Annotated in this window: 17 protein-coding genes; 11 read left to right on the plus strand and 6 right to left on the minus strand. The window is 56.4% G+C overall.

Translation table 11 applies throughout. The features are described 5' to 3' along the window. Positions 1–526 precede the first annotated feature (526 nt). Genes H6F46_RS00795 through H6F46_RS00805 form a run of 3 tightly spaced genes read left to right on the plus strand, consistent with a single transcriptional unit; the run spans position 527 to position 5,093 of the window. Positions 527–1,828 (plus strand): polysaccharide biosynthesis/export family protein, encoded by a 1,302-nt coding sequence (locus H6F46_RS00795; RefSeq protein WP_190354787.1) that lies wholly within the window; start codon positions 527–529, stop codon positions 1,826–1,828. A gap of 49 nt (positions 1,829–1,877) precedes the next feature. Next, a complete protein-coding gene (locus H6F46_RS00800) occupies positions 1,878–3,287 on the plus strand; it encodes a GNVR domain-containing protein (protein ID WP_190354788.1) in 1,410 nt (469 codons plus the stop codon). A 30-nt stretch (positions 3,288–3,317) separates the two neighbouring features. Next, entirely contained in the window at positions 3,318–5,093 is a 1,776-nt protein-coding gene (locus H6F46_RS00805) for an ABC transporter ATP-binding protein (protein ID WP_190354789.1), read from the plus strand. Positions 5,094–5,291: 198 nt separating this feature from the next. Here the strand turns inward: H6F46_RS00805 and H6F46_RS00810 are convergent, their stop codons facing one another. Continuing rightward, complete coding sequence (locus H6F46_RS00810; RefSeq protein ID WP_158234476.1) at positions 5,292–6,398, minus strand: tetratricopeptide repeat protein; 1,107 nt, start codon at positions 6,396–6,398, stop codon at positions 5,292–5,294. Positions 6,399–7,467: 1,069 nt separating this feature from the next. Between H6F46_RS00810 and prfB the strand changes: the two genes are divergently transcribed. Continuing rightward, positions 7,468–8,593 (plus strand): peptide chain release factor 2 gene (gene prfB / locus H6F46_RS00815; protein WP_143473080.1). Its coding sequence is split into 2 segments (ribosomal slippage): positions 7,468–7,542 and positions 7,544–8,593, totalling 1,125 coding nucleotides; the frame shifts between segments, so codons are not numbered across the junction. Between the two features lie 92 nt (positions 8,594–8,685). Here prfB and H6F46_RS00820 read toward each other — a convergent pair. The 3 genes from H6F46_RS00820 to H6F46_RS00830 all read right to left on the minus strand — a co-directional run bounded on the left by H6F46_RS00820 (position 8,686) and on the right by H6F46_RS00830 (position 12,289). Continuing rightward, positions 8,686–9,600 (minus strand): branched-chain amino acid transaminase, encoded by a 915-nt coding sequence (locus H6F46_RS00820; protein WP_190354790.1) that lies wholly within the window; start codon positions 9,598–9,600, stop codon positions 8,686–8,688. A gap of 100 nt (positions 9,601–9,700) precedes the next feature. After that, complete coding sequence (ychF, locus tag H6F46_RS00825; protein ID WP_190354791.1) at positions 9,701–10,792, minus strand: redox-regulated ATPase YchF; 1,092 nt, start codon at positions 10,790–10,792, stop codon at positions 9,701–9,703. 81 nt (positions 10,793–10,873) lie between these two features. Continuing rightward, positions 10,874–12,289 (minus strand): hypothetical protein, encoded by a 1,416-nt coding sequence (locus tag H6F46_RS00830; RefSeq protein WP_190354792.1) that lies wholly within the window; start codon positions 12,287–12,289, stop codon positions 10,874–10,876. A gap of 203 nt (positions 12,290–12,492) precedes the next feature. On the opposite strand from H6F46_RS00830, the gene cobA reads away from it, so the two are divergent. Next, the gene (gene cobA / locus H6F46_RS00835; protein WP_190354793.1) at positions 12,493–14,175 is read left to right on the plus strand and encodes a uroporphyrinogen-III C-methyltransferase; all 1,683 of its coding nucleotides are present in this window, start codon (positions 12,493–12,495) and stop codon (positions 14,173–14,175) included. A 150-nt stretch (positions 14,176–14,325) separates the two neighbouring features. Here cobA and H6F46_RS00840 read toward each other — a convergent pair whose 3' ends face one another. Further along, on the minus strand, positions 14,326–15,492 hold the full coding sequence (locus H6F46_RS00840) for a hypothetical protein (RefSeq protein ID WP_190354794.1): 1,167 nt from the start codon (positions 15,490–15,492) through the stop codon (positions 14,326–14,328). A 459-nt stretch (positions 15,493–15,951) separates the two neighbouring features. On the opposite strand from H6F46_RS00840, the gene H6F46_RS00845 reads away from it, so the two are divergent. Next, a complete protein-coding gene (locus tag H6F46_RS00845) occupies positions 15,952–16,335 on the plus strand; it encodes a histidine kinase (protein ID WP_190354795.1) in 384 nt (127 codons plus the stop codon). Positions 16,336–16,526: 191 nt separating this feature from the next. Beyond that, positions 16,527–16,886, plus strand: a complete 360-nt coding sequence (folB, locus tag H6F46_RS00850; protein ID WP_099534150.1) for a dihydroneopterin aldolase — start codon at positions 16,527–16,529, stop codon at positions 16,884–16,886. 104 nt (positions 16,887–16,990) lie between these two features. Here folB and H6F46_RS00855 read toward each other — a convergent pair whose 3' ends face one another. Continuing rightward, positions 16,991–17,713, minus strand: coding sequence for a DUF4079 domain-containing protein (locus tag H6F46_RS00855; RefSeq protein ID WP_099534122.1), 723 nt, complete (start codon positions 17,711–17,713; stop codon positions 16,991–16,993). Positions 17,714–18,247: 534 nt separating this feature from the next. On the opposite strand from H6F46_RS00855, the gene H6F46_RS00860 reads away from it, so the two are divergent. The 4 genes from H6F46_RS00860 to H6F46_RS00875 all read left to right on the plus strand — a co-directional run bounded on the left by H6F46_RS00860 (position 18,248) and on the right by H6F46_RS00875 (position 26,118). Continuing rightward, entirely contained in the window at positions 18,248–20,647 is a 2,400-nt protein-coding gene (locus tag H6F46_RS00860; protein ID WP_190354796.1) for a glycosyltransferase, read from the plus strand. Between the two features lie 320 nt (positions 20,648–20,967). After that, positions 20,968–21,504, plus strand: a complete 537-nt coding sequence (locus H6F46_RS00865) for a pentapeptide repeat-containing protein (RefSeq protein WP_242027721.1) — start codon at positions 20,968–20,970, stop codon at positions 21,502–21,504. A 366-nt stretch (positions 21,505–21,870) separates the two neighbouring features. Beyond that, positions 21,871–23,259 (plus strand): hypothetical protein, encoded by a 1,389-nt coding sequence (locus H6F46_RS00870; protein ID WP_099534125.1) that lies wholly within the window; start codon positions 21,871–21,873, stop codon positions 23,257–23,259. A gap of 150 nt (positions 23,260–23,409) precedes the next feature. Further along, positions 23,410–26,118, plus strand: coding sequence for a DEAD/DEAH box helicase (locus H6F46_RS00875; protein ID WP_370567059.1), 2,709 nt, complete (start codon positions 23,410–23,412; stop codon positions 26,116–26,118).

Raw genomic sequence — 26,118 nt, forward strand, 5'->3', positions numbered from 1 at the left:
TCTTGATCATCACTAGTGCAATCTAAAGGGGCATCTGACCCGCCATCGATCGAGCCGTTGCCGAGGGATCCCGATCGCAACCCCCCCTCGGTTTCCCTTGCAGCAACCCTGAAACCCTTGGATTTTTGGGGATTGATTGCGATTGATCCCGATCGCCCCGTGAAGAATAACCGGATTCTGCGATGGGCAAGTTCCCTTGCAGCCGATCCCCAGGGGGAGTAATGGATGAGTTAACCTGAGCACCATCCTCGCTATCGGTCAGATTATGATGGTCGCGATGGTAGTTGATTCCCTGGAAACGATCACTTCTTGGGCAAATCTTGGGCAAATCTTGGGAAATTCCTCAAAATGCCCCAATTCCCGATCGTGACTGGGATTGAGGCGCAGGCCGCCCACCAAGACCCCTCAACCAGTGCGATCGCTCCATTGACGCAACTCATTCAAGAATCGGGTGCATTGCAGCGCAGTTACCGTTCTATGGTCACTTAAACCCTTGCCCGCGCATTTGCTCAATCCTCTGCTGTCTATGTCAGCCCTGCTTCAAAGCCCTCGGCCGTCGAGTCGAATAACTGCACTGCTTGTTAGCATTTTGGGTGGTTGCTGTTGGGGATCGATCGCCCAGCCCGTGGCGGCCCAGCCCCTTGGCCCTTTTGATGAACCGGCCCTCAGTGCGCCCGACGGCCCCTCCAGCGTTGCAGCACCCGATTCCACCCTCAATCCATCGGCTCACTCCACCTCCGGCAATTCCACGCCAGATTCCGCGCCAAACTCCGCGCCGAATTCTGCAACCCTCCAGCCTTTGCCCCGATTGCTTCCGGCTCCCACGTCCACCTCGGCGGGTTCCGTGCTTGATCCAACGCTTCAGCCCCCAATCGATGGATATCAATTGGATACGGGCGATCGGCTACAGGTGGAAATTTTTGATGTGCCCGAATTCAGCAATCGTATCTACCTGGTGCTGGTTGATGGCACGATTTCCGTGCCCTGGATTGGTTCTGTGCGGGCCCGAGGCTTAACTCCTCAGCAATTGGCCAGTGCCCTCAGCCAGGCCTATCGCCCCTTCGTCAAGACCCCGATCATCACCGTCAATGTTTTAACGCCCCGCCCGGTTCGGATTGGCGTTTCTGGGGAAGTGAATCGGCCCGGCTCCTACGCGATCGAGGTCAGCAATCGGGACGTAGCGCCCAATCAGCTTCCCCTTCAATGGCCAGACGTGACTCGGGCGATCGTGGCGGCCGGCGGCATCACCCCCCTCGCCGATATTCGCAACATCCGCCTCCGGCGCTCAGATCCCAGCGGCACTCCCCAAGACCAAACCCTTAACCTTTGGCAACTGCTGGAAAGTGGCGACCTCAGCCAAAATATCCTGCTTCGGGATGGAGACATGCTGATGATTCCAAAGGCCAGCACCTTTTCTTCTGAGGAGGTTTCGCGCGTGGCCCGGGCTAGCTTTGCCCCCGAAACGATCGGGGTGAACGTGGTTGGCGAAGTGAAAGCCCCCGGCCTCATCAAGCTGCCACCCAATGCCACCCTTAATCAGGCCGTCTTGGCGGCCGGCGGATTCCTGCGCCCCCGCGCCGTCTCCAGCCAAGTTGACCTGATTCGGATTAATCCCGATGGGTCAGCCACCGCCCGCCGCATCCCCATTGACCTGCAAGCCGGCCTGAATGAGGAAACCAATCCCCTGTTGCTGAACAACGACATCGTGGTGATTAACACCAATGGCGTGACCCGGATTACGGACTTCCTGCGGGTGTTGCTGTCGCCTGTGGATAATCTCTCGAACCTGCGTCGCCTATTGGCCCCCAGCGTTCCCGATTTTCAGTAATTCAATAAACTGCCTAGCCCTCGGCCTTCGATTTCATTACCTGAACCCTATGCAGTCCCAGACATCCCGCGAGGCGATCGACTTCAATCCCCTAGGGCTTATCCTTAAGGCTTGTCAACGGGCCTGGCTACCGGCTGCTTGTGTTTTTATTTTGGGCATGGGTGGTTCTGTGTTGGCGGCTCGGCGCGTGAAGCCTGTGTATGAGGCTGGAGCCAAGATTCTCTTCAGAATTGACTCCACTCAAGAGCTGACGGGTCTTGCACGGGATGAGTCGGATAATCCGCTGCGATCGCTGTTGGTTGACCAGAGTCCCATCAGTAATCAGATGGAAATTTTGCTCTCGGAACCATTACTAGAGCGCACCATCAAAAAGCTGGACTTGCGAGATAAAAAAGGCGAACCCTTAGGGCCAGGGGAGCTGAAGACAGCGCTGGAAGTCAAGATCATTGGCGCAACGGATGTGGTCAGCATTACCTATGTCAATGAGTCTCCAGAGTTGGCGGCGGCGGTTGTGAACTCCGTGATTGAGGTCTATCGCAATAACAACGTGGCGATCGCCCGAGAAGACACCGTTCAGGCTCGCATTTTTCTGTCCCGCGAGTTGCCACAGGTGGAAAAGCAACTGCGAAATTTGGAACTGAGACTTCAGCGATTCAAAGAACAAAATCAGGTGATTAATTTAGAAGAGGAAGCGCGAACTTCGGTGCTGGCTCTGCGGTTGCTTGATGAGCAAATTACCAACACAGAAGCCGCAGCGATGGAAGCGGCGGCCAAAGCCACAGTCTTGCGCCGTCAACTCAATCTTTCTCCCCAGGAAGCTGTGGTGGTGGCAGCCGTCAGCCAGTCCCCCAGTGTTCAGAAAGTTTTGGTGGATTTGCAAGACACCCAAAAAGAACTCGCAGAGCAACGATCGCGCTTTACGGACAGCAGCCCCACGGTTTCCCGGTTAATGGAACGGGAGCGGCAGTTGCAAGACATTTTGCAAAAGCGAATTCAAGAAACTTTGGGTGATCGGCAAGCGGTTCCGCCCAGCTTCTTGCAGGCTGGGGAATTGCGGGTGACTTTAATTCAGCAATACCTCAACTCCGAAACGGAGCGAGTGAGCGCAGTCAATAAACTCAAGTCCTTTGAAGATAGCCGATCGACATATCTCCGACGGAGCCGTAGCTTGCCCAAAATTGAACAAGAGCAGCGTTATTTGGAACGCAAGCTAAAGGCCGCCCAAGGAACCTATGAAACCCTACTTTCCAATTTGCAAACACTCCTGGTCAAGGAAGAACAGCGCAACAACAGCACCAGAATTTTAGAGCCAGCGACTGTGCCTCGTAAGCCATCTTCTGGTGGCAAGGTCAAGGTTTTAGCCCTAGGGTTATTTGGCAGCACCCTAATGGCTTCTGCAATTATCATCATTGCGGAAGTTTGGAGTTCTCGATCGCGCTCTGAAAAAAAGATGAGTTAATTAATTACTGCTTTTACGTTGCCCCTTCCCATGACTCAGGCTTTGCATCCCCTTCGTCGTTTATTTCTTTACCTGCCGCAATATCGCCGTCAGCTTTGGCAAGCGACAGCCTATTCGGTTTTGAATAAAATTTTTGACCTGGCTCCACCAGCTTTGCTGGGCTTAGCCGTTGACACATTGGTGCAGCGGCAGGATTCCTGGTTGGCTTCCTGGGGGCTTCAGGGAATCACCGAGCAATTCCTGGTGCTGGCGGTTTTAACCTGGCTGATTTGGATTTTGGAGTCTGTTTTTGAATATGCCTACAAGCGCGTTTGGCGCAATTTAGCCCAATCTATTCAGCATGATTTGCGATTGGAGGTCTATGACCATTTGCAATCCTTGGAGCTGGCTTATTTTGAAGAACGCAGCACCGGAGAATTGCTCTCAATTTTGAATGATGATGTCAATCAGTTGGAGCGTTTTTTAGACACGGGTGCAAATGATGTTTTGCAGGTGACCACGACCGTTTTGATCATTGGGGGTAGTTTTTTTGCGGTTGCACCTCAGGTGGCCTGGCTATCCATGTTGCCCATGCCATTTATTTTGTGGGGATCGATCGCCTTTCAGAAAAATTTGGCCCCTCGCTATTCCGAAATGCGAGAAACCGTGGGCTTGCTCAGTGCCCGGTTGGCGAATAATTTGGGTGGCATTTTAACCATCAAAAGTTTCACGGCGGAGCGCTATGAACACGATCGGGTGATGATCGATAGCAATGCCTACCGTCGTTCTAACCGACGAGCGATCGCCTATAGCGCTGCCTTTGTGCCCTTGATTCGAATGGTGATCCTTTGTGGGTTCACGGCCACTTTGGTGGTGGGCGGTTTGGAAGCGGCCGCGGGGCGCATGTCGATCGGGGTTTATAGCACCTCAATTTTCATTATTCAGCGGCTTTTGTGGCCCCTCACTACTTTGGGTCAAACCCTAGATAACTATCAGCGAGCCATGGCTTCTATTCGGCGAATTTTTAATTTGTTGGATACGCCCATTGATGCCCATTCAGGGACTAAAACCTTTGCCCCTTCGGAGATTCGCGGCGAAATTGTGCTTGATCGCGTGGCCTTTGCCTATCGGGGTCGATCGCCCGTGGTGCAAAATCTTTCCCTCACGATCCCTGCTGGTCAAACGATTGCAATTGTGGGGGCTACTGGCTCCGGCAAAAGCACCTTGGTGAAGCTGCTGCTGCGTCTTTATGAAATTAACGATGGCGCTATTTTGCTTGATGGGATTGATACCCGTGAAATCGACCTAGAAAGCTTGCGCGGAGCCATTGGTTTGGTGAGTCAAGATGTTTTTCTGTTCCATGGAACGGTGGCTGAAAACATCGCCTATGGGACATTTCACGCCACCCCGGATGAAATTCTAGCGGCGGCCAAAATTGCGGAAGCTGATGATTTCATTCAACAACTTCCCCAGGGCTACGAAACCATTGTCGGTGAGCGGGGTCAAAAGCTGTCGGGTGGGCAGCGGCAACGGATCGCGATCGCCCGAGCGGTTCTGAAAAATCCCCCCATCCTCATTTTGGATGAGGCTACGTCGGCGGTGGACAACGAAACCGAAGCGGCGATTCAACGATCACTCGATAAAATCACCCAAAATCGCACCACGATCGCGATCGCCCATCGCCTCTCCACCATCCGCAATGCGGACTGTATCTATGTGATGGATCAGGGGCAATTAGTGGAATCGGGCCGCCATGAAAACCTGCTCGATCGCAACGGAATCTATGCCGAATTGTGGCGATTGCAAACCGGCGATCAGGCGGCTTAGGGGCTGTCGTCATTTCCATCGCCGTAGGGGTTGGGTCTCCCACCCCTAACCCGGGCGATCGCTACAACCCTGTCCACCCCTGGGAACACCCAAGGATCACGGGAATGGGCGAGGAGACCTTGCCCCTACGGCTGATTGGTTTGCAGAACGAGGTCATCAGGGTTTCAGGCGATTGATTCCGAGAAACGACGATCGGCCCTAGCTCTTCGCCTCATCACTCAGCATCCCGATCGTGGTTTCCACCGCACTGCTATCCACCTCCGAGTCATCGGGCGAGTGACCCACCAGCGCCTCCCGCTGCCGAGCATACTCATTGGCTTTGGCATAATTTCCCAACGAGTAATAGGCCACTCGCAAACTCGCTAGCGCCTGTAACTCCACATCCAAGTCAGGAATCAGGCGCGAAACGGTCAACCGTTGCTGGTAATACTCGATCGCCGTGCCATAGTCAGCCTGGGCATCGTAGGCCACACCCAATGCTCCTAGGGTTTGCTCTTCACCTCGCAAATCCTTGAGGGCCCGCGTCACCGTTAGCCGCTGCTTGCAGTAATTAATGGCCTGTTGCATATTGCCCAGATGCCGACAGGCGCTCGCCAAACTGCGTAAAACCTGGTTCGCCGTTGCATAGTCATCATTGGCGTAGGACAACCGCAGTAGTTGGTCATAATATTCCACCGCGCTGATGTAGTCGCCGCAGGCATAGTAACTATTGCCCAAATTCTTGAGCACTTGCCGCTCGGCTTCCCGATCGCCCACCTGTCGCACTGCATCCAGGCTTTGGCGCTGATAAACGATCGCGTTGGGATAGTCCCCGGCGGCTTTGTAGGTCAAACCTAAATTATTCAGGATGGCAATTTGGCTATCTAGCTCCCCCATATCTCGGGCGATCGCCAGGGCCTCCTGTTGATACACAATGGCGCGATCAAACTGGCCCAAGTGACGGCAAGCATTGCCCCAATGGGCCAAGGCGTGGGTTTGGCCTTGCCAATTGCCATGGGCCCGGGTGGTGGCCAGCCAGCGACGCGCACAGTCCAGGGCTTGCTCATACTGATGGCGGGCATAGTAGCCCAAAAACAGGCCGTTATAGGCCCGTTCCTCGCGATGGTGATCCTTCACCGAGATCGCCAAGGTCAACAACGCCTCAAATAACTGTTCTGCCTGATTGAACTGCCGTTCTCGATAGGCCTCAAAACCGTCATGGAGCAGCTTGGCCATGGTGGTTTCCGCTTCTCGCAAGTCGGCATTGGTCGTGATTGTTTCATCCGAATCCATATCGTCCCCAGAGTCTCCGGCAGGATTCGACATAGGCGATGTCGAGAAATGACGGTTAGCAAACCAACCACAATCTTGGATTTGCACTTCCATATCTCTCAAGTTCCCGATCGCCTCGTTAGGAATAACCGCTCGGTCGTTACCCTTGAACCATTAATCAGCCCACCCATTAGGCCATATCAGGAGCAAGTTTGGCCAACGCCCACTGATGATTCCTAAACGGTTTCATTATACGTTGGGTCAGAAAAGTGCGTTTGCAAGCTCCTAGGAGCGATCGCGCACCAACCACACTGAATTGCAACTTTGAACCTGTCACTGTCTCCTGAGAGGATGTCTGAAAAGCCAAAATTGAGACGATCCTTGCCCTGCCGATCAACGAAATCAGAGGTTTAAGCCCCTTACCCTCGTCCTCATCGGGATTCGGCAAGTCCCTAGGGGCGCTGTTCAGACATCCTCTAAGATTTGGCGATCGAGTCTGCCACCTTTCTGAAGCATGGAACTCAAAAAGATCGCCATTCAGAAACAAACCCATTTGGGCAGATAGCTTATCAGAAACACCCGAACGCCCCACAGGGGATGAAACCCATCAGTGGGCGATCGCTCGGTGGTTATAGAGTCCCTGCAATCGGTCGGGGAGCGGCATCGATTTAGGGGATCATCTCCTCTGAAGCTGCCACGACCCAGCATTATTGTGCCCACAGCTCGCCTAGAACTTACAGGGGCGGCTCGATTGTCGCTACAGCCCAGCCCAGACCGGTCGATCGCAATTCGATCGCAATTCCACTTCCGCATCAGCAAAAGCAGGCAGGCAGAATGCCACAGGATTGCTATAGTCTTTAGGCTGTGACCTTGCCAACTGTTTACTGATCCTGTTTGCTAATCGCCCTTTGCTGATCGTGCTAATGACAGCGGCCTGCAAAGACATGCAAAACAAGATGTGTAAGCACGCACAAAGACCAATCCAAGGCCGATCCAAAACCGATCCAAGACCAACGAAAACGCACAAACCTGTACGAAAATGTACAGAAATGAGTAGCGCAAATCCCAGCGTTTAGCCCGTTTCATTACCTTGTTTCATCGCCTTAATTGCTAATTTGACCCTATGCTTGATGCCTCAGACCTGAAACGCCAAATTGATTTGCTGTGCGATCGCCTGGGCAACGCTCAGGACTGTCTTTGACCAAGCTGCTCTGAACGCCAAAGTAGCCGACTTGGAAAACCTAGCCGCCCAGCCAGACTTTTGGGACGACCAAAGCCAGGCCCAGCAAGTTTTGCAAGATTTAAATGATGCCAAGGGAGATCTACAACAGATCGATCGCTGGCAAAACACCCTCAACGACAGCCGCGCCGCCCTGGAGCTACTGGAATTAGAACCCGATGATGGTCTCCTCCAGGAAGCCTTCACCTCCTTAAATCAATTGGCGGCGGAACTGGATGCCTGGGAACTGCAACGCTTATTATCTGGCCCCTACGACAGCAAAGGAGCCGTTTTAAGCATTAACGCTGGGGCTGGGGGAACCGATGCCCAAGATTGGGCCGAGCAGTTGATGCGGATGTATACCCGCTGGGCAGAAAAACAACAATATAAAGTAGCGATCAGCGAGCTTTCTGAAGGTGACGAAGCGGGGATTAAATCCGTTACCTTAGAAATTCAAGGTCGCTACGCCTATGGCTATTTGCGATCGGAAAAGGGTACCCATCGTCTCGTGCGAATTTCGCCCTTTAATGCCAATGGCAAGCGCCAAACCAGCTTTGCGGGCGTGGAAGTGATGCCAATTTTGGATCATTCCATTCAACTGGATATCCCAGACAAAGATTTAGAAATTACCACTTCGCGGGCCGGCGGCAAAGGCGGCCAGAACGTGAACAAAGTGGAAACGGCCGTGCGGATTACCCACTTACCCACGGGGTTGGCCGTGCGTTGCACCGAGGAGCGATCGCAACTGCAAAACAAAGAAAAAGCGATGGTTCTGTTGAAGGCCAAACTGTTGGTGATTGCCCAAGAACAGCGGGCCAAGGAAATCGCAGATATTCGCGGCGACATGGTGGAAGCGGCCTGGGGAACCCAAATCCGTAACTATGTGTTTCACCCCTATCAGTTGGTGAAAGACCTGCGCACGGAATTAGAAACCACCGATATTCAGTCGGTGATGAATGGTGATTTGGGGCAATTTATCGAAAGCTATTTGCGCCAAGAAAGTCAAGCCGCCGATGCCGTTGGCTTGTAGTCCATTACCCTAAATATCTACAAGACAAGGGGCTTAAGCCCCTTGTTCCGATCACTTGCTGAGTCAAGTTTTGGTTATGTTTGACGTGCCATTTACAGCGCGATTTTGTGAACCCAATCGGCGTAGGCCGGTTCGCGATTTTCGACGATCGCCGTGAGGGTGTCTCGCAACAGATTGGTGACGGGGCGATCGCTCCCCAAGGTGTAGTTTTCAATCTTGCTCACCGGGGCGATTTTAGCCGCCGTGCCGCTGAGGAACACCTCATCTGCAATGAACAATTCGGTTTTATCCACGGGGCGAATTTCAACGGGAATCCCCCGATCGCGGGCGATCGTCAAAATGCTGTCGCGGGTGATCCCTTCCAGGATGTCTTGCTCAAAACCAGGTGTAATCAACGTGCCATTGCGCACCAAAAACACGTTCATCCCCGAGGCTTCGCTCACCTTGCCCTGGGAATTCATCATGATTGCTTCATCAAAGCCCGATTCCACCGCTTCGGTTTTGGCTAGGGATGAGGTGATGTAAGCACCCGCGATTTTGCCGCGCAACGGCAGGCTGCGATCTTCTTGGCGCACCCAGGAGCTAATCCGGCAAGCCACCCCTTCTTGGGACAGGTAATCGCCCATTTCCAAACCGTAGATAAAGAAGCTCTTTTCCACGCTGTGCAAACGGGGCGCAATCCCTAAGTCAGAGGTGTAAACAAAGGGGCGGATATAAAACGATTTGGTCGGTTTGTTTTGGCGGACAAATTCTTCGATCGCCCAAAGAATTTTGTCGGCGGGCAAATCGTAATGCAGGAATTTGGCACTTTGGCTGAGGCGCTTGCTGTGGCGATCGAGCCGGAACAGCAAAATCGTGTTCGGATCCGCCGGGTCAGGAATCCCGCGCAACCCGCCAAAGGCCCCCGTGCCGTAGTGCAGCGCGTGGGTTGCGATCGACAGGTTGGCATTCTCGAAGGGAATAAATTCGCCTTTGTAGTAGGCGATCGGCATGAAATTTTGGTGCATGGCGGGTTGCTGCGGAATTGCGATTCGATGGGATCAAATGGGCCAAATAACCGGGCGACCGGCGGGCAAGATGCCCGCGCTACGGTGATTCGGGGCAGGGCTAGACGTTAAATCTAAACAGCATAACATCGCCCTCTTGCACCACATATTCTTTGCCTTCACTGCGGACGAGGCCCTTTTCTTTGGCGGAAGAAAGAGAGCCAGTCGCCACCAAATCCGCGTAGGCCACGGTTTCGGCGCGGATGAAGCCCCGCTCAAAGTCCGAGTGAATCACGCCAGCCGCTTGGGGGGCCGTCATGCCCGCATGGATCGTCCAGGCGCGGGTTTCCTTTTCGCCAGAAGTGAAGTAGGTGCGCAGGCCTAACAGGTCGTAGGTGGCGCGAATTAGGGACTTCAGCCCCCCCTCGGTCACGCCCAATGAATCGAGGAAGTCCGCCCGTTCTTCATCGGATAGTTCAATCAATTCCGCTTCCACTTGGGCGGAAATAATCACCGTTTGGGCGTTTTCGGTCTTGGCCAGCTCCCGCACCTGCTCCACCCATGGGTTGCCGGTGGCCAGGTCATCTTCCGAAACGTTGGTGGCGTAGATCATCCGCTTGCGGGTCAGCAGGCCCAAGGTGGCGATCAGGGGTTCCTCTTCTTCGGTCAGGCTGACTTGGCGGGCGGGGCGACCATCTTCAAGGACGGCCAGGATCTTTTCGAGCACGACCAACTCCGCTTGAGCCTCTTTGTTGGCGCGGGCTTGTTTGCGGACGCGATCGGCTCGGCGCTCCACCTGGGCCAAGTCCGAGAGGATCAACTCCAGATTAATGATTTCAATGTCGCGGATCGGGTCGATCGAGCCGGACACGTGGATGATGTCGTCATTCTCAAAACAGCGCACCACATGGACGATCGCATCCACTTCCCGAATGTTGGCCAAAAACTGGTTCCCCAGCCCTTCGCCCTTGCTGGCTCCCTTCACCAGGCCGGCAATGTCCACAAATTCCACCCGCGTGGGGACGATTTGCTTGGACTTGGCCAAATCACTGAGCACTTGCAACCGTTCATCGGGCACGGAAACCACACCGACGTTGGGTTCAATGGTGCAGAAGGGAAAGTTGGCGGCTTCCGCTTTAGCGTTGGCAACCAGGGCATTAAACAGGGTGGACTTGCCCACGTTGGGCAGTCCGACGATTCCGGCTCGGAGCATGGGTCGATCGGGCGGGGTGGCTGGGACTGAATTGCAGTCTACTAGCTTATCGGAAATGGGGGCGGCCGGCTGGCCGTGGCCCTAACGCGGGACGGTGGCAACCTGGGCTAACCAGCGATCGATCCGTTGATCCCACTCCACGGACTGGCCCGGCTGGGAGCGATACCAGGCGATCGCCGCCGGACGACCTTGCCGCGCCGCTAGGGTGGTGGCTTTCCAAAACATCACAGAGGCTTGGTTTGGGGCAAATTGCAGCACCAAATTAACCTGTCGCTCCAGTTTTTCCCCTTCGGCGGAACGCAACCACCGCACCACCGTTGCCTGATCCCCCAGGGAGGCTTGTGCAAAGCGATCGAGCGCCCGTTGCCAACGGCTATCGCCTAGGTCGGCCAAAATCTGGCTGGGGATATCTTTTTGGGGTGAGTCGGCTCGCACCCGGGCCAGATCCGCATGGTAGCGCAGGGCATCGTATTGGGCCTGTACCCGATCGTCCCAAACCAGCGATCGATTCACCAGCCGATCGCGCAGGGGCTGCAATTTGGTTAAGGCCGGCGACCAAAGTTCCAGCTTGACCAGCTTCAGGGCCTCTTGGTATTGGGCTAAGTCGGTTAAATCGGTCGATCGCAGCAACGGTTCCGTCAGCACGATCGGTTCTAAGGAAACGGGATCCGGCGCAAACCCGGAGGGGATCGCTCGGTAAATTGCTAAGTCCGGTGCATCGGTGGCTGATTGATCGACAATTAATTCCGGTTCCCGATTGCCGGTGATCGATTCCCAAACGGGCGATCGATCCTTGGGGCTGCTCCACTGGCCTTGGACGCTCAGGTGGCCCGGTCGCCCCAAACGGCTAATGTTCAAATGCACAATCACGCCGTAGCGAAGTTGCTGGTTCGATCGGGGCAATTGTCCGCTCACCGTTAACCAACCGCCGCCCGCTGGGCCGCCCTTCAGGCCTTGCACCGCCATGAGCGGCAAGGGATCCGTGGAACCGCTGGTGGCCACACCGGCCTTAACCAAAGGAGCCAGCACCAAGGATTCCGGCGGCCCCTCCAAATCGAGCGTCGTGGTGAGCCGATAGGCCAAGGGGCGATCGCCCTGGGGTTCCGGGTTCGGGGCCTGGTAGGCCCGCAACTGGACGATCGGCCAACATTGGGGCCCCGCCGTGCAGTTGGGTTGCTGTTGCCGCACGGTGGCCACCAACCATTGACGACCCAGCGGCACAATTTCCCCCATCCGTTGGTTGCCCTTGGTCAATTCCGCCCGCAGTTGGGCCACGGTTTTCAGGTCGCGGGGCGTGATGCCTCCGGTGGCGGGCAACCATTGATCCAACCAAGCAGCCGCCTCGGGATCAACAATTGAGCGAACTCCCACCGCAAAGCCCGTCGTTACCAGGGCGATCGCCCCGCCCAGGGTCAACAGCGCCGCCACAGACAGGGACAGGGAAGCCGCCCGTTTCCAGGGTGCAGAGGGCGAAACTGTGTGGCGAACTTTGGCCATAACCAAGACCGGGGATGCAGCAGGTTGAATCAATCTAACCGATCGATTCACTCCATCGATCGCTCAAAAGGTATCTCAACCCGGATCGGCGGGGCGATCGGTTGGGCTACTCGGCGGGAGGCAGTGGTGCAGCCCTGGGGGTCGGCGGCCTCGGGCCGCAGATATGCGAAGTTGGAAATAACCGTTGCGTATAGGAGCCAACCATGGCCACAGCCTCGCCCAACCCGATCGACCCGTCCGTTGTGAACCCGCCCGTGGCCTTGGTGGGAGCCGGGCCCGGCCATGGGGCCTATCTCACCTTGCAAGCGGCTCAGGTGCTGCGCCAAGCGGAGGTGTTGGTGCATGATGCCCTAGTCGATCGGGCGCTGTTGGACTGGATTCCCGCCACCTGTGAACGAATCGACGTGGGCAAACGGGGCGGCCAGCCCTCCCCCAGTCAACCGGAGATCGATCGCTTGCTGGTGGCACAGTGGCGATCGGGAAAGCGGGTGGTGCGTCTCAAGGCGGGCGATCCCTTTGTGTTTGGGCGTGCCAGCAGCGAAATCCAAGCCCTGCAAGCGGCGGGGGCAACCTTTGAACTGATTCCCGGTCTGTCCAGTGCCCTGGCGGGGCCGCTGCTGGCGGGCATTCCCCTCACCGATGCGGTGCTGAGTCGTTGCTTCGCCGTGGCCAGTGCCCATGAACCCGATGAGTTGCACTGGGAAGCCCTGGCCCAACTGGAAACCCTCGTGTTTTTGATGGCGGGCCGATCGCTCCCGGAAATTACCCGCCAACTGATTCGCCACGGTCGATCGTCCGTCACGCCCGTGGCCGTCATTCGCGCCGCCGCCACTCCCCAGCAACAGGTTTGGACGGGCACGCTGGAATCGATCGCCCTGCAAACGGAGCGCATTTCCCTCTCGCCGGCCGTGGTGGTGGTGGGGGAAGTGGTGCGACTGCGGGATTTTCTGGCTCCTTGGGGTCAAGGGTTTGTGCTACCCCAACTGCCTGAGCTGCGTGAGTTGGGGCCAGCCGAGGAGATCGACCCGGTGGATCATCCTTCCTTGGTTCAACCGTTAATGGTTCAACCCTCGATGCCCCGACCCTCGATCACCCAACCCTTAGCGGGCAAAACCGTGCTCGTGACCCGATCGATCAACCAGGCAGGCAGCTTCACCGGCCGGCTTCAGACCGCCGGGGCCCAAGTGCTGGAAGTGCCCGCCCTGGAAATTGGCCCGCCCAGCACCTGGGAACCGCTCGATCGGGCCATTGCTGACCTCCAACGTTGTCATTGGCTAATTTTGACCTCCACCAACGGTGTCGAGGCATTTTTTAGCCGCCTTCAGGCTGCTGGCAAAGACAGCCGCGCCCTGGCCCGTTGCAAAGTGGCCGTGGTGGGTCAAAAAACCGCCCAATGTCTTCAGCAGTTCGGCATCGTGCCGGATTTCATCCCCCCGGATTTCATCGCCGATGCGCTGGTGAGCCATTTTCCCGAATCCCTGCGCGATCGCACCGTGCTGTTTCCGCGCGTGGAAACCGGTGGGCGCGATGTGCTGGTCAAAGAACTCAGCGACCAAGGAGCCACCCTCTGGGAAGTACCCGCCTACGAGTCCCGTTGTCCGGCAGCCCTCACCCCTGAGGCGATCGCCCTGCTGCGGGCCAAGCGGGTGGATGCCATCACCTTTGCCAGCTCCAAAACCGTCAAAAACTTCCTGATCCTGCTGCAACGGGCAGGCTTTGAAATTGATCAGGTGGCGGGGGCTTGCTTAGCCTCGATCGGGCCGCAAACCTCCCAAACTTGCCGTGATCTGTTCGATCGTGTCGATGCGGAAGCGCGGGAATATACCCTTGATGGATTGGCGGAAGCGTTGGAAACTTGGGCGATCGCGCAACAATCGACCCCCTAGCGCCAGCCGCCCCATCCCCAAGCCCAAGATTGACAGGCTCCAAATCAACTCCCCCCACCCAAGCGACCCAGGAAGGATCGTTAGGCAGGGGGAATTCGTTGTGCTGATTCTGAATTGAAGCTGATTCGGAATCGAAATCAGCCCGCCATGCTACTGCGGTGCTGCCTGGGCATTGGCCCGGGCGATCGCCGCGTTTTGGGCATATTGCGGGGCCCGATTTTGAGCAATGGAAGCATTCGGGCTGTCGGCCGGCACTTTCTGCATCAGAGCCGAAGCCGCCTGCCACTCTGCCGCCACCGTTGTCCATTCCGCCTTGGTCTTGGCCGTTTGGGCTAACTTGGCCGCGCTGGTGGCCTTGCGCACCGCTTCCGCAAAATCCGGATTCGGTTGATTGGCTGCGGGCGAAGCGGCCGGAGCGGGGCTGGCCGCCGGAGCCGCTGCTGGGGCTCCGGCGGCGGGGCTGGCCGGCGCAGGGCTGGCGGGAACCACTGCCGGAGCTTCAGCGGCGGGGGACTCGGCCGCCGGGGCTGGACTGGCCGGCGCAGGGCTAGCAGCGGGCGCTTCCGCTGGGGCCGGGCTGGCGGCGGGAGATTCGGCCGCCGGGGCCGGACTGGTCGCCGGAGCCTCAGTGCCATCGGCCGTAATCGCCGGTTCCGCTGACTCTGGGGTGACGGGTGGCAAATAAACTTGCACCTCCGGCGGCAAACTGGCCACCACCTCGTTGAGATGCCCTTTGGTGTAGAGGTAATACAACCCGCCCCCAATGGCAATCAGCCCCAGCAGCAACCCAATCAGGCCGCCGCCACCGCCCTTTTTGGCAGGCTTGGCCGGCTCGGAACTGTCTTCTGACTCCAAGGATTCATCATCATCCATGGGCAGTGAGTCATCTTCCATGCCGTACTGCGCGCCATAGCCGCCGCCGTAGCTGTCGTCATCCGATAGCGCATCCATATCCACGGGGGGCGTGTTGGGTGCTTCGATTTGCGACATGCTCAGCGCATCGAGGCCGTAGGGTTCGTCGTCGTCGAGGGAAATCGAATCAGTCCAATCGGTTAGCAAGCTGCCCGGCTGCCGCCATTCCACGGCGATCGAGCGGAGACCCTTCACCCCCAACTGGAGCATCCCCTTACGGATGAAGGCCAGCAGTGCTTCGCGGTTGACAGGCTGGGAGCCTTCCAACACCACACGCAGCACATCGCCACCACTTTCGGCTTGGACGTTGATGCCTTTGGGTTCCAGCGATCGCCGCATCAAGGCAGCAATCGCCTCCGGGTCGCCTTGTTTGGCGCGTTCCAGTTGCGGGTTCGTCGTTGCCATCGAAAAAATCTAACGAGGTTAACTCTGCGTTCGCGCGACTTCAGCACCCCACGGACGATCGTGCCAACGGCCAGGGTGGCCCGACGAAAATCGGCGGCCGGTTGGACTGCATCGCACCGTTGCACCCTGTACGGTGGCTGGGGGCTGGGGCGAGGAACCCATTGGCTTCCAAGTCTAGGGGATTGTGGCGGCAGTCATGGTGTTACCGCAACGCTTAGTTATCTCCTAACCGGGTTGCCGGGCCCTTTCCTGAACGGTTTAGCCCAAGGGCCAAATTCAGGAAAGGAGGCTAGGGGCCTTCTTCGGTCATAAGCTTCAGCCAACATCCACGGGGCGATCGGGGCTGGGGCGGTCTCGCAGACTATCCTACTCAAAATTTTTCGAGATGAAGACGGTTTTGATGGTTTGATGGATGTGTCGCAAGCATTTGGGTCTTTTCACCAGTCTTTGGGCGCGGTTATGGGTACGGCGTGTCACATTCTTGTTGAGGGCAATTCCGCAGTTGTCTATTCCAGTCGGAATGGTCAGCCTCAAAAGGTTTTGCCGGTTTTGGAGCCATTTCTAGACAAGTTTTGGCAGGAACGGGAAATTTCAGGCGAGTCGATCGACACTCCCGGTTGCCTGTTGGCACAAATCGTAGTGCGGTTTGGGTTTGAAAGCGCCGAAGATGATTTTTCCAACTTGCGGGTGGGGCCGTTGTTTGATGCCACGGTGCAATATCTTTACCAAGTGATGGGCGATCGCTCGGTGACAGTGTGGGTGCCAACGGATGCCTACCGAGCGGATCCCGGCTTGGGGTTATCGGCTTGTCAGCGGTTGGAACCCAGCACCCTCAGCAACTAAGTTTCCGCCACTCAACGCAGTGACTCAACGCAGTTCTAGGCAGGTCTAGAAGGTCTAGGCAAGGGGCAAAGTCATGGCCCCTGGTGTCTCCGTGCCGTAGGCATCGGAGCTGCGGAAATTTGAAACTGCCAACAGTGCCGCTGAATTGCTGCTGACTTGAAATGGTAGGGAGAAAAAACTTGGCTCAGAGTTTGGATCGGATCTATATCTCGCAAGTGCGATGCTACGGTTACACGGGACTTTTGCCAGAGGAAAAAGTTCTGGGGCAATGGTTTGAAGTGGATGCGACGCTGGATATTGACTTGGCTCCATCGGGCCAGAGTGATCGCATTGAAGATACGTTGGACTACCGCGCAGCGATCGAGCATATCCGCCAAACCGTTTCCCAATCCAAGGTGGACTTAATTGAACGGGTGGCCCAAAACATTGCTGATGGGCTGTTGACCCTGAAGGGGGTGGAACGGGTGGTGGTGCGGGTAACGAAGCCAGCCGCACCGATTCCAGAATTTGCAGGCACAATTGCGGTGGAAATTACCCGATCGCGTGGCTAATTCCTTGCGGTTAATTCGGTTGCCGTCGATTTGGATACAGTCGATTGGGTTGTAACCCCAATATCTGACCTTGGCTCGATCGCTTGGACGATCACCCTTACAAACTATGGAGCTGGCGGGGCAGGCGCTTGGCAGGTTTGAGTTTCGGCATTGCAGCCACCATACACAAAGCTCTTCTGCCAACTGAGGGGCAACTCCAACAAATCCCTTGCGCCGGTAAATCCCAGACCTAAGAACAGCAACAGGGCAACCACATTGGCCACAATATGGGCTTTGCGCCAGGTCTTGTTGCGGTAAATTTCCGGCAAAATTGCCAGGGCAAAAATCATTAATAGGCCAGCCAGGGTTCCATAGTAAAAATGGGAAACCCACCATTCATGATCGCGGCGATAGATTCCTTCTTGGGCTGCAATGATGGTTAGGCCCATGCCGGACAGGGTGGCAAATGTGGCTCGCCACTGTTTGCTGCTGGAGCGATACAAACAAATTAATGAGCCGATCGTTACGCCAAAAAATGCTAATTGGGTTGCCAATAGCCCACCCTTTTGGCTCCAATTAGCTGCATCCAACAGGTTGGTTTTGTCTGCAAATAAAATGTAGGCAAATGCAACCAAAATAATGCCAACAATCGATCCCGTCAGCCAGCGCCCAATCTCCACATGTTCGAGGCCAACGCTGGGCGGGATCTTTGATTTTTGACCGGCGGCGTTGGCAAGCCGACGTTGGCGAACCTGCCAAGCGGCCCGCGACACAATGCCAATCATTGGGAAGACAAGGACAACGGCTAGCCCTGGATGCAAAATCCCCAAAATGTCTACGGCTGTCATGGGTCTCTCTAGGTATTCGGGCTGATTGAAGGATGCTCAAGCACGATCGAGGAAGTCCGATTTTGGGCAGCTTTTAGATCGCCTTTAGGTGGCCGATCTAAGCACTGATTCAAGCCCCGCAACCCCTGATCAAAATTCTGATCAGAATATAGCTTGATCGCCCCGATGCCGTTAGTGAATTGTGATGGATCGGGGCGATCGCCGTTGTAACCCCATCTTTCAACCCTGTTGAAGATGGCGATCGCTCTTGCTGATAGTGCCCATTAGTGCCCGTTATTTTGTAAAGATATTTTTACAAAGAATTGTTACTCTGGCAGAGGGAGTGATGAACGACGCATCTTGCTCGATCGGGGGTCACCGCCGAATCAATCCGGAGTCCATAGGCTGGAATGGTTGAGTGAGCTTGGACTTGGGGATGAGCACGGCAGAGGCGACCAAGTGACCAGCGATCGAGTCAGATCCGATCGAGTCCTGACGGTGACATGAAATAGCGAAACGGAATGGCGTTTTGACGGTTGTAACGATTCTGAACCTATGACTCTTTCTTGGTTACGTCGTACCTCGCCGGCCCGGGCGCATGGTTCAAAACCACGGCGATTGACGGGGCGTTGGCTGGGCATTTTGGCTGGGGCGATCGGACTAATGCTGCTGCTGGCGGAATCCCTGGCTCGTTGCACTGGCCTGACGGAATTTGCCCAGTCGTCTTTGATGTTGCCCCTTTGGGGGTTGGAACTGTTGGGACAAACACCCGACCAGCCCGAATATCGCAGTTGGTTAGTGGCGATGGTGGTGGGGTTGGTGGCGACGGTGGCCCTCGTACCTCGCTGGCGACGAATGCCCAGCCAACGATCGCGCGCCTTGGTGGTGGCGATCGTGGGTGCTTTGACCCTGCGCTATATCGTTTGGCGGGTCACCATGACGCTGAATTTCAGCACGGTGGCCGATGGGCTGGCCAGTGGCTTGCTGTTGGTTTGTGAAATTGCCCTTTGGGTAAATAGTGGTTTGGATTTGGCGCTGATGTTGCGATCGGGCGATCGCCGGGCCGAAGCGGCCCGAGCCGCCGCGTTGGTTGCCACGGGCTATCAACCCACCGTGGATATTTGGATCCCCACCTATGGCGAGCCGGTGGACGTGTTGCGCCGCACGGTTATTGGCTGCCAAGCACTGAACTATGGCCCCAAGCAAATCTATTTATTAGATGATGGCCGACGGTCTGAAGTGCGTGACTTGGCCCAAACCCTAGGCTGTCATTACCTGACGCGGGCGAATAACACCCATGCCAAGGCCGGTAATTTAAACCATGCCTTGGGTTGCACCCAGGGGGAATTAATCGTTTGTTTTGATGCGGACTTTGTACCCACTCGCAACTTTTTGCAACGAACGGTGGGGTTTTTCCATGATCCCTCGGTGGGTCTGGTGCAAACTCGCCAGCATTTCTTTAACCCAGATCCGATTGTTTATAACCTGGGGCTGGGCGATCGCTTCACCACAAACCGTGACGTGTTCAGCCGCTATATCCAATCGGTGCGAGACGGCGTGGGCGCAAGCATTTGCTATGGCTCGTCCTTTGTGGTGCGCCGCAGTGCCCTGGAGCAGGTGGGCGGCTTTGTCACCAGCAGTCTTTGCGAAGACTACTTCACGGGGATTGCCTTGATGTCCAGTGGCTACCAAATTCGCTACTTGAATGAGGCCTTGAGTGCGGGGCTGTCGCCTGAGAGCATGTCGGCTTACATTGCCCAACAGCAGCGCTGGGCAGCGGGAACCATGCAGGGCTTTTTCATTCCGGAAAATCCGCTGACCATTCGGGGGCTGACGTTGGTGCAGCGGTTGCACTATGCCCAAGGTTGGTTTTACTGGGGCTTGTCGCTGATTCGGCTGTTGTTTTTGATGGCTCCGTTGCCGATCGCCCTGCTGGGCATTTCGCCAATGCAGGCGGATGTGATGGAGTGGTTGCTGTGGTTTTTGCCGCTTTACGTGGCCCATTTGGCCACCTGCAATTGGTTAAACCGGCGATCGTGTTCGGCCACCTTGGGCGATGTCTATGCGATTGTGAATTGCTTCCCGATCGCCCTCACGGTGTTGCACACGCTTTGGCGGCCCTTTGGCCGCGCCTTTCGGGTCACTCCCAAGGGCATTGCCCGCGATCGGGCGGTGTTTAACCCCATGCCGGGGCTGCCGCTGCTTGGCATTTGGGGATTGACGGCCATGGCTTGGGGCTGGTCTTTGGCGCAGGTGTTGGGGTGGTTGCCCTTGCCAGCGGGTCAAAGCGGTAGTGAGCTGAATTTGGCTTGGTTGACCTATAACTTGCTGTTGGTGGGAGCGGCGGTGTTGGCTTCCGTGGATGCTCCGAAGCCGAATCGGCATGAGTGGTTCCGGCGCGATCGCCCGGGGTTGCTGCAACTAGCCGATCGCCCCTGGCCCATGGGAGTGACGCTGCGTCTGGCTTCCGAATCGGGAGCCATTGTGGCCCTCACCCGATCGCCCCAACCCACTCCAAAATCGGGGATTGGGGCCCGTTGGGCAGCGGTGCGCCGGATCCTGTTAGGAGAACCGCAACCATCCCCAGTGACCCAGACCGCTTCGATGCTTGCGGATTGCTCGCCGCTGAGTGTCACCCCCGAGAACCCGGAGCAGGGGCAATTACACCTCATTGATCGCGCCTTTGGTCAGCCCTTGGTTTTGCCGGTGCGATTGCTCCAGCAGCCCGATCGCGATCCCCAAACCGAGGAAGCACTTTTGGAAGTGGCCTGGGAACCTCTGACCCCGACCCAACAACGGCAACTGGTGGAATGGCTCTATTGCCAGCCGGGCCAGTGGCAGCCTCGGGAATCGCCCGGGGAGTTGGCTTCCTTGGGGTTACTGTTGCGATCGAGCCTGTGGGCTTACCGACGACAGCGCGATCGCCGGGCCCGTGAGGCGATCGTGCTGCCCTAGGGGTAATCAACAGTGATGATTCTCAAAATTTCCTCAAGCATCACTCTCCAAGAATCATTCCCCAAGAGTCATTCCCCAAGAATTTTTTCCCTAAAGTCCTTCTTGGACAATTACCACCGAAAAAATCACCACCGGAAAAATCACTACCGGAAAAATCACCACCGACGGATCGGCTCGAAAAGGCTCATGGCAAAATGCCTATAGCCTCAAGCCGTTTCTCAAGCTGTCTTTCGGGGATCGCCGTCATGATCGTTTTTTCCCACCATTCTTCCCAACTCTCACGATCAGCTCGATCGATCCTGTCCTGCGGTTTTCTGTCTTTGGGTTTTTTGCCTCGTGGTTTCGTGTTTTCCCGACTACGGGCCGCCGTGGGAGCGATCGCGCTCACGGCCCTGCTAATGGCGAGTGGGCTGGGGATCGCTGCTCCCGCTTGGGCTGCCAGCTCTGCCGCCATCCGGGCCATTGACGATGCGGAAGTGAGCAACCGCAACTTCGCCGGCCAAAACCTAGAGCGGGCTGAATTTGCCAGCGAAAACCTGGAGCAAGCCGACTTCCATGGGGCCAACTTGCGAGGAGCCGTTTTCAATGGCAGCAATCTCAGCGGCGCAAACCTGCAAGGCGTGGATTTCAGCAACGGAATTGGCTACCTGAGCAATTTCAACGGCGCGGATTTAACCGATGCGGTACTGTCCGATGCGATGTTGCTGCGATCGACCTTCAAAGGGGCCAAGGTACAGGGAGCCGATTTTACCTACGCAGCGCTCGATCGCCTGCAAGCGGCCCGGCTCTGTGAATATGCGGCCGGCACCAATCCCCAAACCGGCGCAGATACTCGAGAATCGCTAGAATGCCCCTAGGGCAAATATCATTGGTTTTCCCCGCCGATTTCCCCCAGCGCTGGCCCCGAAGCGTCACTTCTGACCGATCGACCTCATGGGTACTGGTGTCAAAAATCACGCCTAGACCCTATCCCATGCGCTATAAATGCCATTGAGAGGAATGTCGCTGGATGCCATTGACTGGTGTTTAGCTCATCGGACAGAGCCAGACCGCTGGGCGGGGAGCCAAACAGCTCAAAAGTGATGATTCCGACCGCCTCGCTCAGAATGTCGGTTAAGATTCGGAAGATTCAACCTCAACCAACCTAGACATTGAGATTCCCAACCGCCAACGGTGGGGAGGCTGTCTAATCACCATCAGGCAAACCTATCGGGGGCAACGCGATGAGCCGAGAACGCGATCGAGAAGAATGCCTTGAGAAGCTTGTGTGGGCGACTCAGGCATCGGGGCTGTCGATTGATCGGGCCCCGCTCGATAAGATTGCCGCCACGATCGTGCAAACCATGACCGGCCCGTGGCGCTATTTCCACACGCCGGAGCACATCTTTGAAGTGGGGGGCCATGAAGACCCGATCGAGGTGCTCTCGGCCCTGTTCCATGACTTGGTTTATGTCCAGGTCGATCGCAGCGTTAACTTCAACCTCAGCTACTTCATCACCCCCTTTGTGCGCGAAGAGGGAGAAGCTTTAATTATTCGCGATCAATCTGAACTCTTGGAAAAAGACCAAACCTTTGCGTTGGTCACCGATATTTTTGGCTTTGAACCGGGGCAAACCCTCTCTCCCTATGCCGGGATGAATGAGTATCTCAGTGCCCTGGCCGCTGGCAAAATTTTAGAAGACTATGCCCCCGCTGCCCTGATTGCCCAAATCACCGCCTGCATTGAGGGAACAATTCCATTTCGGCCCAAGAGTGCCGAGGGGTTCAGTAACTGTGATGTTCTGTATCAGCGCCTGAACTCGGTCAATGAAAAATATGATTTGGGGCTAGATGAGGCGTTAATTGAAAAAACCGTCAAGCGATCGGTGCGCTTGGCCAATCGGGACGTGGGCAGCTTTGCCAACCCCAGCGCCGCTCGGTTCTTGGACAACACCTGGAGCCTGTTGCCGGAAACCAACCACAATCTGAAGTTTTCCACCTCCTACACGGTCTATCAATACCGAGTTGCCCTCCAAAAAATGGAAGGCTTCATGAATTCCCTGCAACCGGAGCGCATTTTTCATCAGTTCCGCGATGAGCCAGATGATGCCACCTTTAATGCTTTGGTGGAACAGGCCCGCAGCAACTTGGAAATTGGTCGCCTTTATCTGGGCACAAAATTATTTACGATCGCCTTTCTAGAGGCCCTATCCATGCGCTTTGGTAAGGATATTCCCCTGTCAATGTTGATGGGTGAAATGCCAAGCGAAGGGTTCAATGTTTCCTCCTTGGCGGACTTTTTGCCCGCGCTGGATCATGTCTATTACCCCCGCAACACCATTGAAGAAGAGGTGTTGACCCTGGTGGAAGTGGGCCGGTTGCAGGATTTTGACTACGACATCAAAAACTCGCCCCTCACGACCTACATGGTGAAGGCCATGGGCTATGACGAAATGTCACGACTGCGCGATCGGGGCAAGGCCTTCTTTGCCGGTGAACTATCCGCCGAGGCCTTCATTGCGGAATGTCCCCAAAAGATTGTGGCGGACGTGACGGAAGGGCTGGGCAAGCTCTTTGACAGCCGCAAGTCTGCCCTCAGTGGCCACAAGTTGGTGGCGGAAGTACCCGCCTAGGAATGACCGTGGAGCCGGTTGGGGGATGGGGGCGTGGTGGCACGGGTTTTCCAATTCGCTCTACTATTGAAGACGGTTCTAGCCTGTGCATCACCCATCCAACAGGTTAGGGTCGATCGCCCCTTCACCCCGTTTGAGTAACTGCCGCGCGTGACTGTTTCCCCCATTTCGCCCCAGGCCGGCTCAGTTTCGATCGCTCAAGGGCCGCCTCCTGCCGATGTTTTTGCCTTTGACCTCGATCGCTTTCAATTGGAAGCGATCGAGGCGTTGAATGCCAACAAGTCCGTGGTGGTTTGTGCCCCCACCGGTTCCGGCAAAACCCTGGTGGGTGAATATGCGATCTATCGCGCCCTCAGCCAAGGCAAACGGGTGTTTTACACCACGCCCCTCAAGGCCCTTTCCAATCAGAAATTCCGCGACTTTAAAGAGCAGTTTGGCGAAGATCGAGCGGGGTTATTGACCGGGGATGTGTCCATTAACCGCGATGCTCCCGTGGTGGTGATGACCACGGAGATTTTTCGCAACATGCTCTATGGCACCCCGATCGGGCAAATCGGCACTTCCATGACCGATGTGCAAACGGTGGTGCTCGATGAATGTCACTACATGAACGATTCCCAGCGGGGAACCGTTTGGGAAGAGTCGATCATCTATTGCCCCTTTGAAATTCAACTGGTGGCCCTGTCGGCCACCGTGGCCAACAGCCAGCAGCTCACGGATTGGCTGAATTATGTCCATGGGCCCACGGAGTTAATTTATTCTGACTTCCGCCCAGTGCCCTTGCGGTTCAGCTTTGGCAACTACAAAGGACTGTTTCCGCTGCTGGATGACGAAGGCAAACGGCTGCATCCTCAGTTCAAGTCGGAGCGCCGCAACCGTCGCAAGCCCCGTGACCAGGTGAAGCGGGATCTGCGGGCCGAAACGCCGGATATTCCTTTTGTGTTGGCCCAACTCCAGCAGCGGGACATGCTCCCGGCCATTTATTTCATCTTCAGCCGCCGAGGGTGCGATCGTGCCGTGGCCAATGCGGCCGGCCTCTCCTTGGTGTCCGATCGCGAAGCCGCGCTGCTGAAAACCCGCATCGATAGTTTTTTGGTCAAAAATCCCGGCGCGGCCCGCGATGGCCAACTGGCCGCCCTCTATCGGGGGATTGCTGCTCACCATGCGGGAATTTTGCCCGCCTGGAAAAGCCTCGTTGAAGAACTGTTCCAAGACGGCCTGATTAAGGTGGTGTTTGCCACGGAAACCCTGGCCGCTGGCATCAACATGCCCGCCCGCACCACGGTCATTTCCAGCCTGTCTAAGCGAACCGATCGGGGACATCGCCTGTTAAACGCCTCCGAGTTTTTGCAAATGGCTGGCCGAGCCGGTCGCCGGGGCAAAGACATTCAGGGCTATGTGGTCACCCTGCAAACGCCCTTTGAAGGAGCCAAGGAAGCGGCCCACCTGGCCACCTCCCAACCGGATCCCCTCGTTAGCCAGTTCACCCCCACCTATGGCATGGTGCTGAACCTGCTGCAAACCCACTCCCTAGAGGAAGCACGCAGCCTGGTGGAACGCAGCTTTGGCCAATATCTCTCCACCATTCATCTGATTCCCTACCAAGAGGAAGTGGAGGAACTGGCGACCGAGCTGGAGCAACTGCAGGCCCAAACAGCCGAGGTGGACTTGGCCCAAGTGGCCCAATACGAAAAGCTCAACCAGCGCCTCAAGGCTGAAGAACGGTTGCTGCGAACCTTGCAAGAACAAGCGGAGGTGGTGCGCGGCAAGGACTTGGCTCCCGCTTTGCAATTTGCCGTGGCGGGGACTGTCCTGGCTCTTAAGGGGCCGTCAATGCCGGTGAAGGAACCTTTGCCAGCGGTGTTGGTGCTGAAGGTGGCTGGCTCCGGGCGATTCCCCTATCTGGTTTGTTTGGGGATTGACAATGCTTGGCATGTGGTGAAAACCGAGGATGTGGCGGGCCTTTACGGTGAATTTCCGCGCATTTCAGCGGTTGATCGCCTGGAACCCCCGGTGGCTTTACCCCTGCGACCCGGCCAGCACCTGGCCGGCGACGAAGAAACCCTGGCCATCATCCATCGAATCCCTGTGCTGCCTGATCCGGAGGATGCGCCGGAAGTGATTGAGCAGCGAGAACGGGTGGAAGCGGTGGCGGCCCAATTGGAGGAGCATCCCGTTTCCCAATGGACTAATCGCAAATATCTGTTCAAGGCGTTGCACAACTTGGATGCGTTGGCGGCCACCCTGGCGGAAAAACGCGGCCAGTTGGGGCGCATGTCTGAGCGCTATTGGCAGGAGTTCGTGAATTTGATTGAAATCCTGCAATATTTCGAGTGTTTGGACGAAAACCACAAGCCCACGGAATTGGGCCAGGCGATCGCCACGTTGCGCGGGGAAAATGAACTGTGGTTGGGGTTGGCTCTGATGTCTGGCGAGTTCGATCGCCTGGAGCCGCCGCAACTGGCCGCTGCCTGTGCTGCCCTGCTGATTGAAGAACCCCGCCCGGACACTTGGACGGACGCACTCCCCACGGATGGCGTGTTGGCCACCCTGGAAGATCTGAGCGATCAGCGGCGAGAACTGTTTAAGATTCAGCGGCGCTATCGGGTGATGTTGCCGATTTTGCTGGAAGACGAGCTGATCGGTTTGGTGGAGCAGTGGGCCTTGGGGGCGGAGTGGTCGGACTTGTCGGCCCGCACCAGCTTGGATGATGGGGATGTGGTGCGGATGGTGCGCCGAACGCTGGATTTGCTCTCCCAGGTGATTCATGTGCCCTATTTGGCGGGAGACTTGAAGGATCGGGCCAGCGAAGCGCGGGCCCTGCTCGATCGCTTCCCGGTTTCGGAAACGGTCGATTAA

It is taken from the genome of Limnothrix sp. FACHB-1083 (genome assembly GCF_014696485.1).
GTDB lineage: Bacteria > Cyanobacteriota > Cyanobacteriia > CACIAM-69d > CACIAM-69d > CACIAM-69d.

Bases quoted from the DNA above. Each gene is read 5' to 3' on its own strand.
- H6F46_RS00795 (WP_190354787.1), top strand. From the start codon at position 527: ATGTCAGCCCTGCTTCAAAGCCCTCGGCCGTCGAGTCGAATAACTGCA.
- H6F46_RS00800 (WP_190354788.1), top strand. From the start codon at position 1,878: ATGCAGTCCCAGACATCCCGCGAGGCGATCGACTTCAATCCCCTAGGG.
- H6F46_RS00805 (WP_190354789.1), top strand. From the start codon at position 3,318: ATGACTCAGGCTTTGCATCCCCTTCGTCGTTTATTTCTTTACCTGCCG.
- H6F46_RS00810 (WP_158234476.1), bottom strand. From the start codon at position 6,398: ATGTCGAATCCTGCCGGAGACTCTGGGGACGATATGGATTCGGATGAA.
- H6F46_RS00820 (WP_190354790.1), bottom strand. From the start codon at position 9,600: ATGCACCAAAATTTCATGCCGATCGCCTACTACAAAGGCGAATTTATT.
- ychF (WP_190354791.1), bottom strand. From the start codon at position 10,792: ATGCTCCGAGCCGGAATCGTCGGACTGCCCAACGTGGGCAAGTCCACC.
- H6F46_RS00830 (WP_190354792.1), bottom strand. From the start codon at position 12,289: ATGGCCAAAGTTCGCCACACAGTTTCGCCCTCTGCACCCTGGAAACGG.
- cobA (WP_190354793.1), top strand. From the start codon at position 12,493: ATGGCCACAGCCTCGCCCAACCCGATCGACCCGTCCGTTGTGAACCCG.
- H6F46_RS00840 (WP_190354794.1), bottom strand. From the start codon at position 15,492: ATGGCAACGACGAACCCGCAACTGGAACGCGCCAAACAAGGCGACCCG.
- H6F46_RS00845 (WP_190354795.1), top strand. From the start codon at position 15,952: ATGGGTACGGCGTGTCACATTCTTGTTGAGGGCAATTCCGCAGTTGTC.
- H6F46_RS00855 (WP_099534122.1), bottom strand. From the start codon at position 17,713: ATGACAGCCGTAGACATTTTGGGGATTTTGCATCCAGGGCTAGCCGTT.
- H6F46_RS00860 (WP_190354796.1), top strand. From the start codon at position 18,248: ATGACTCTTTCTTGGTTACGTCGTACCTCGCCGGCCCGGGCGCATGGT.
- H6F46_RS00870 (WP_099534125.1), top strand. From the start codon at position 21,871: ATGAGCCGAGAACGCGATCGAGAAGAATGCCTTGAGAAGCTTGTGTGG.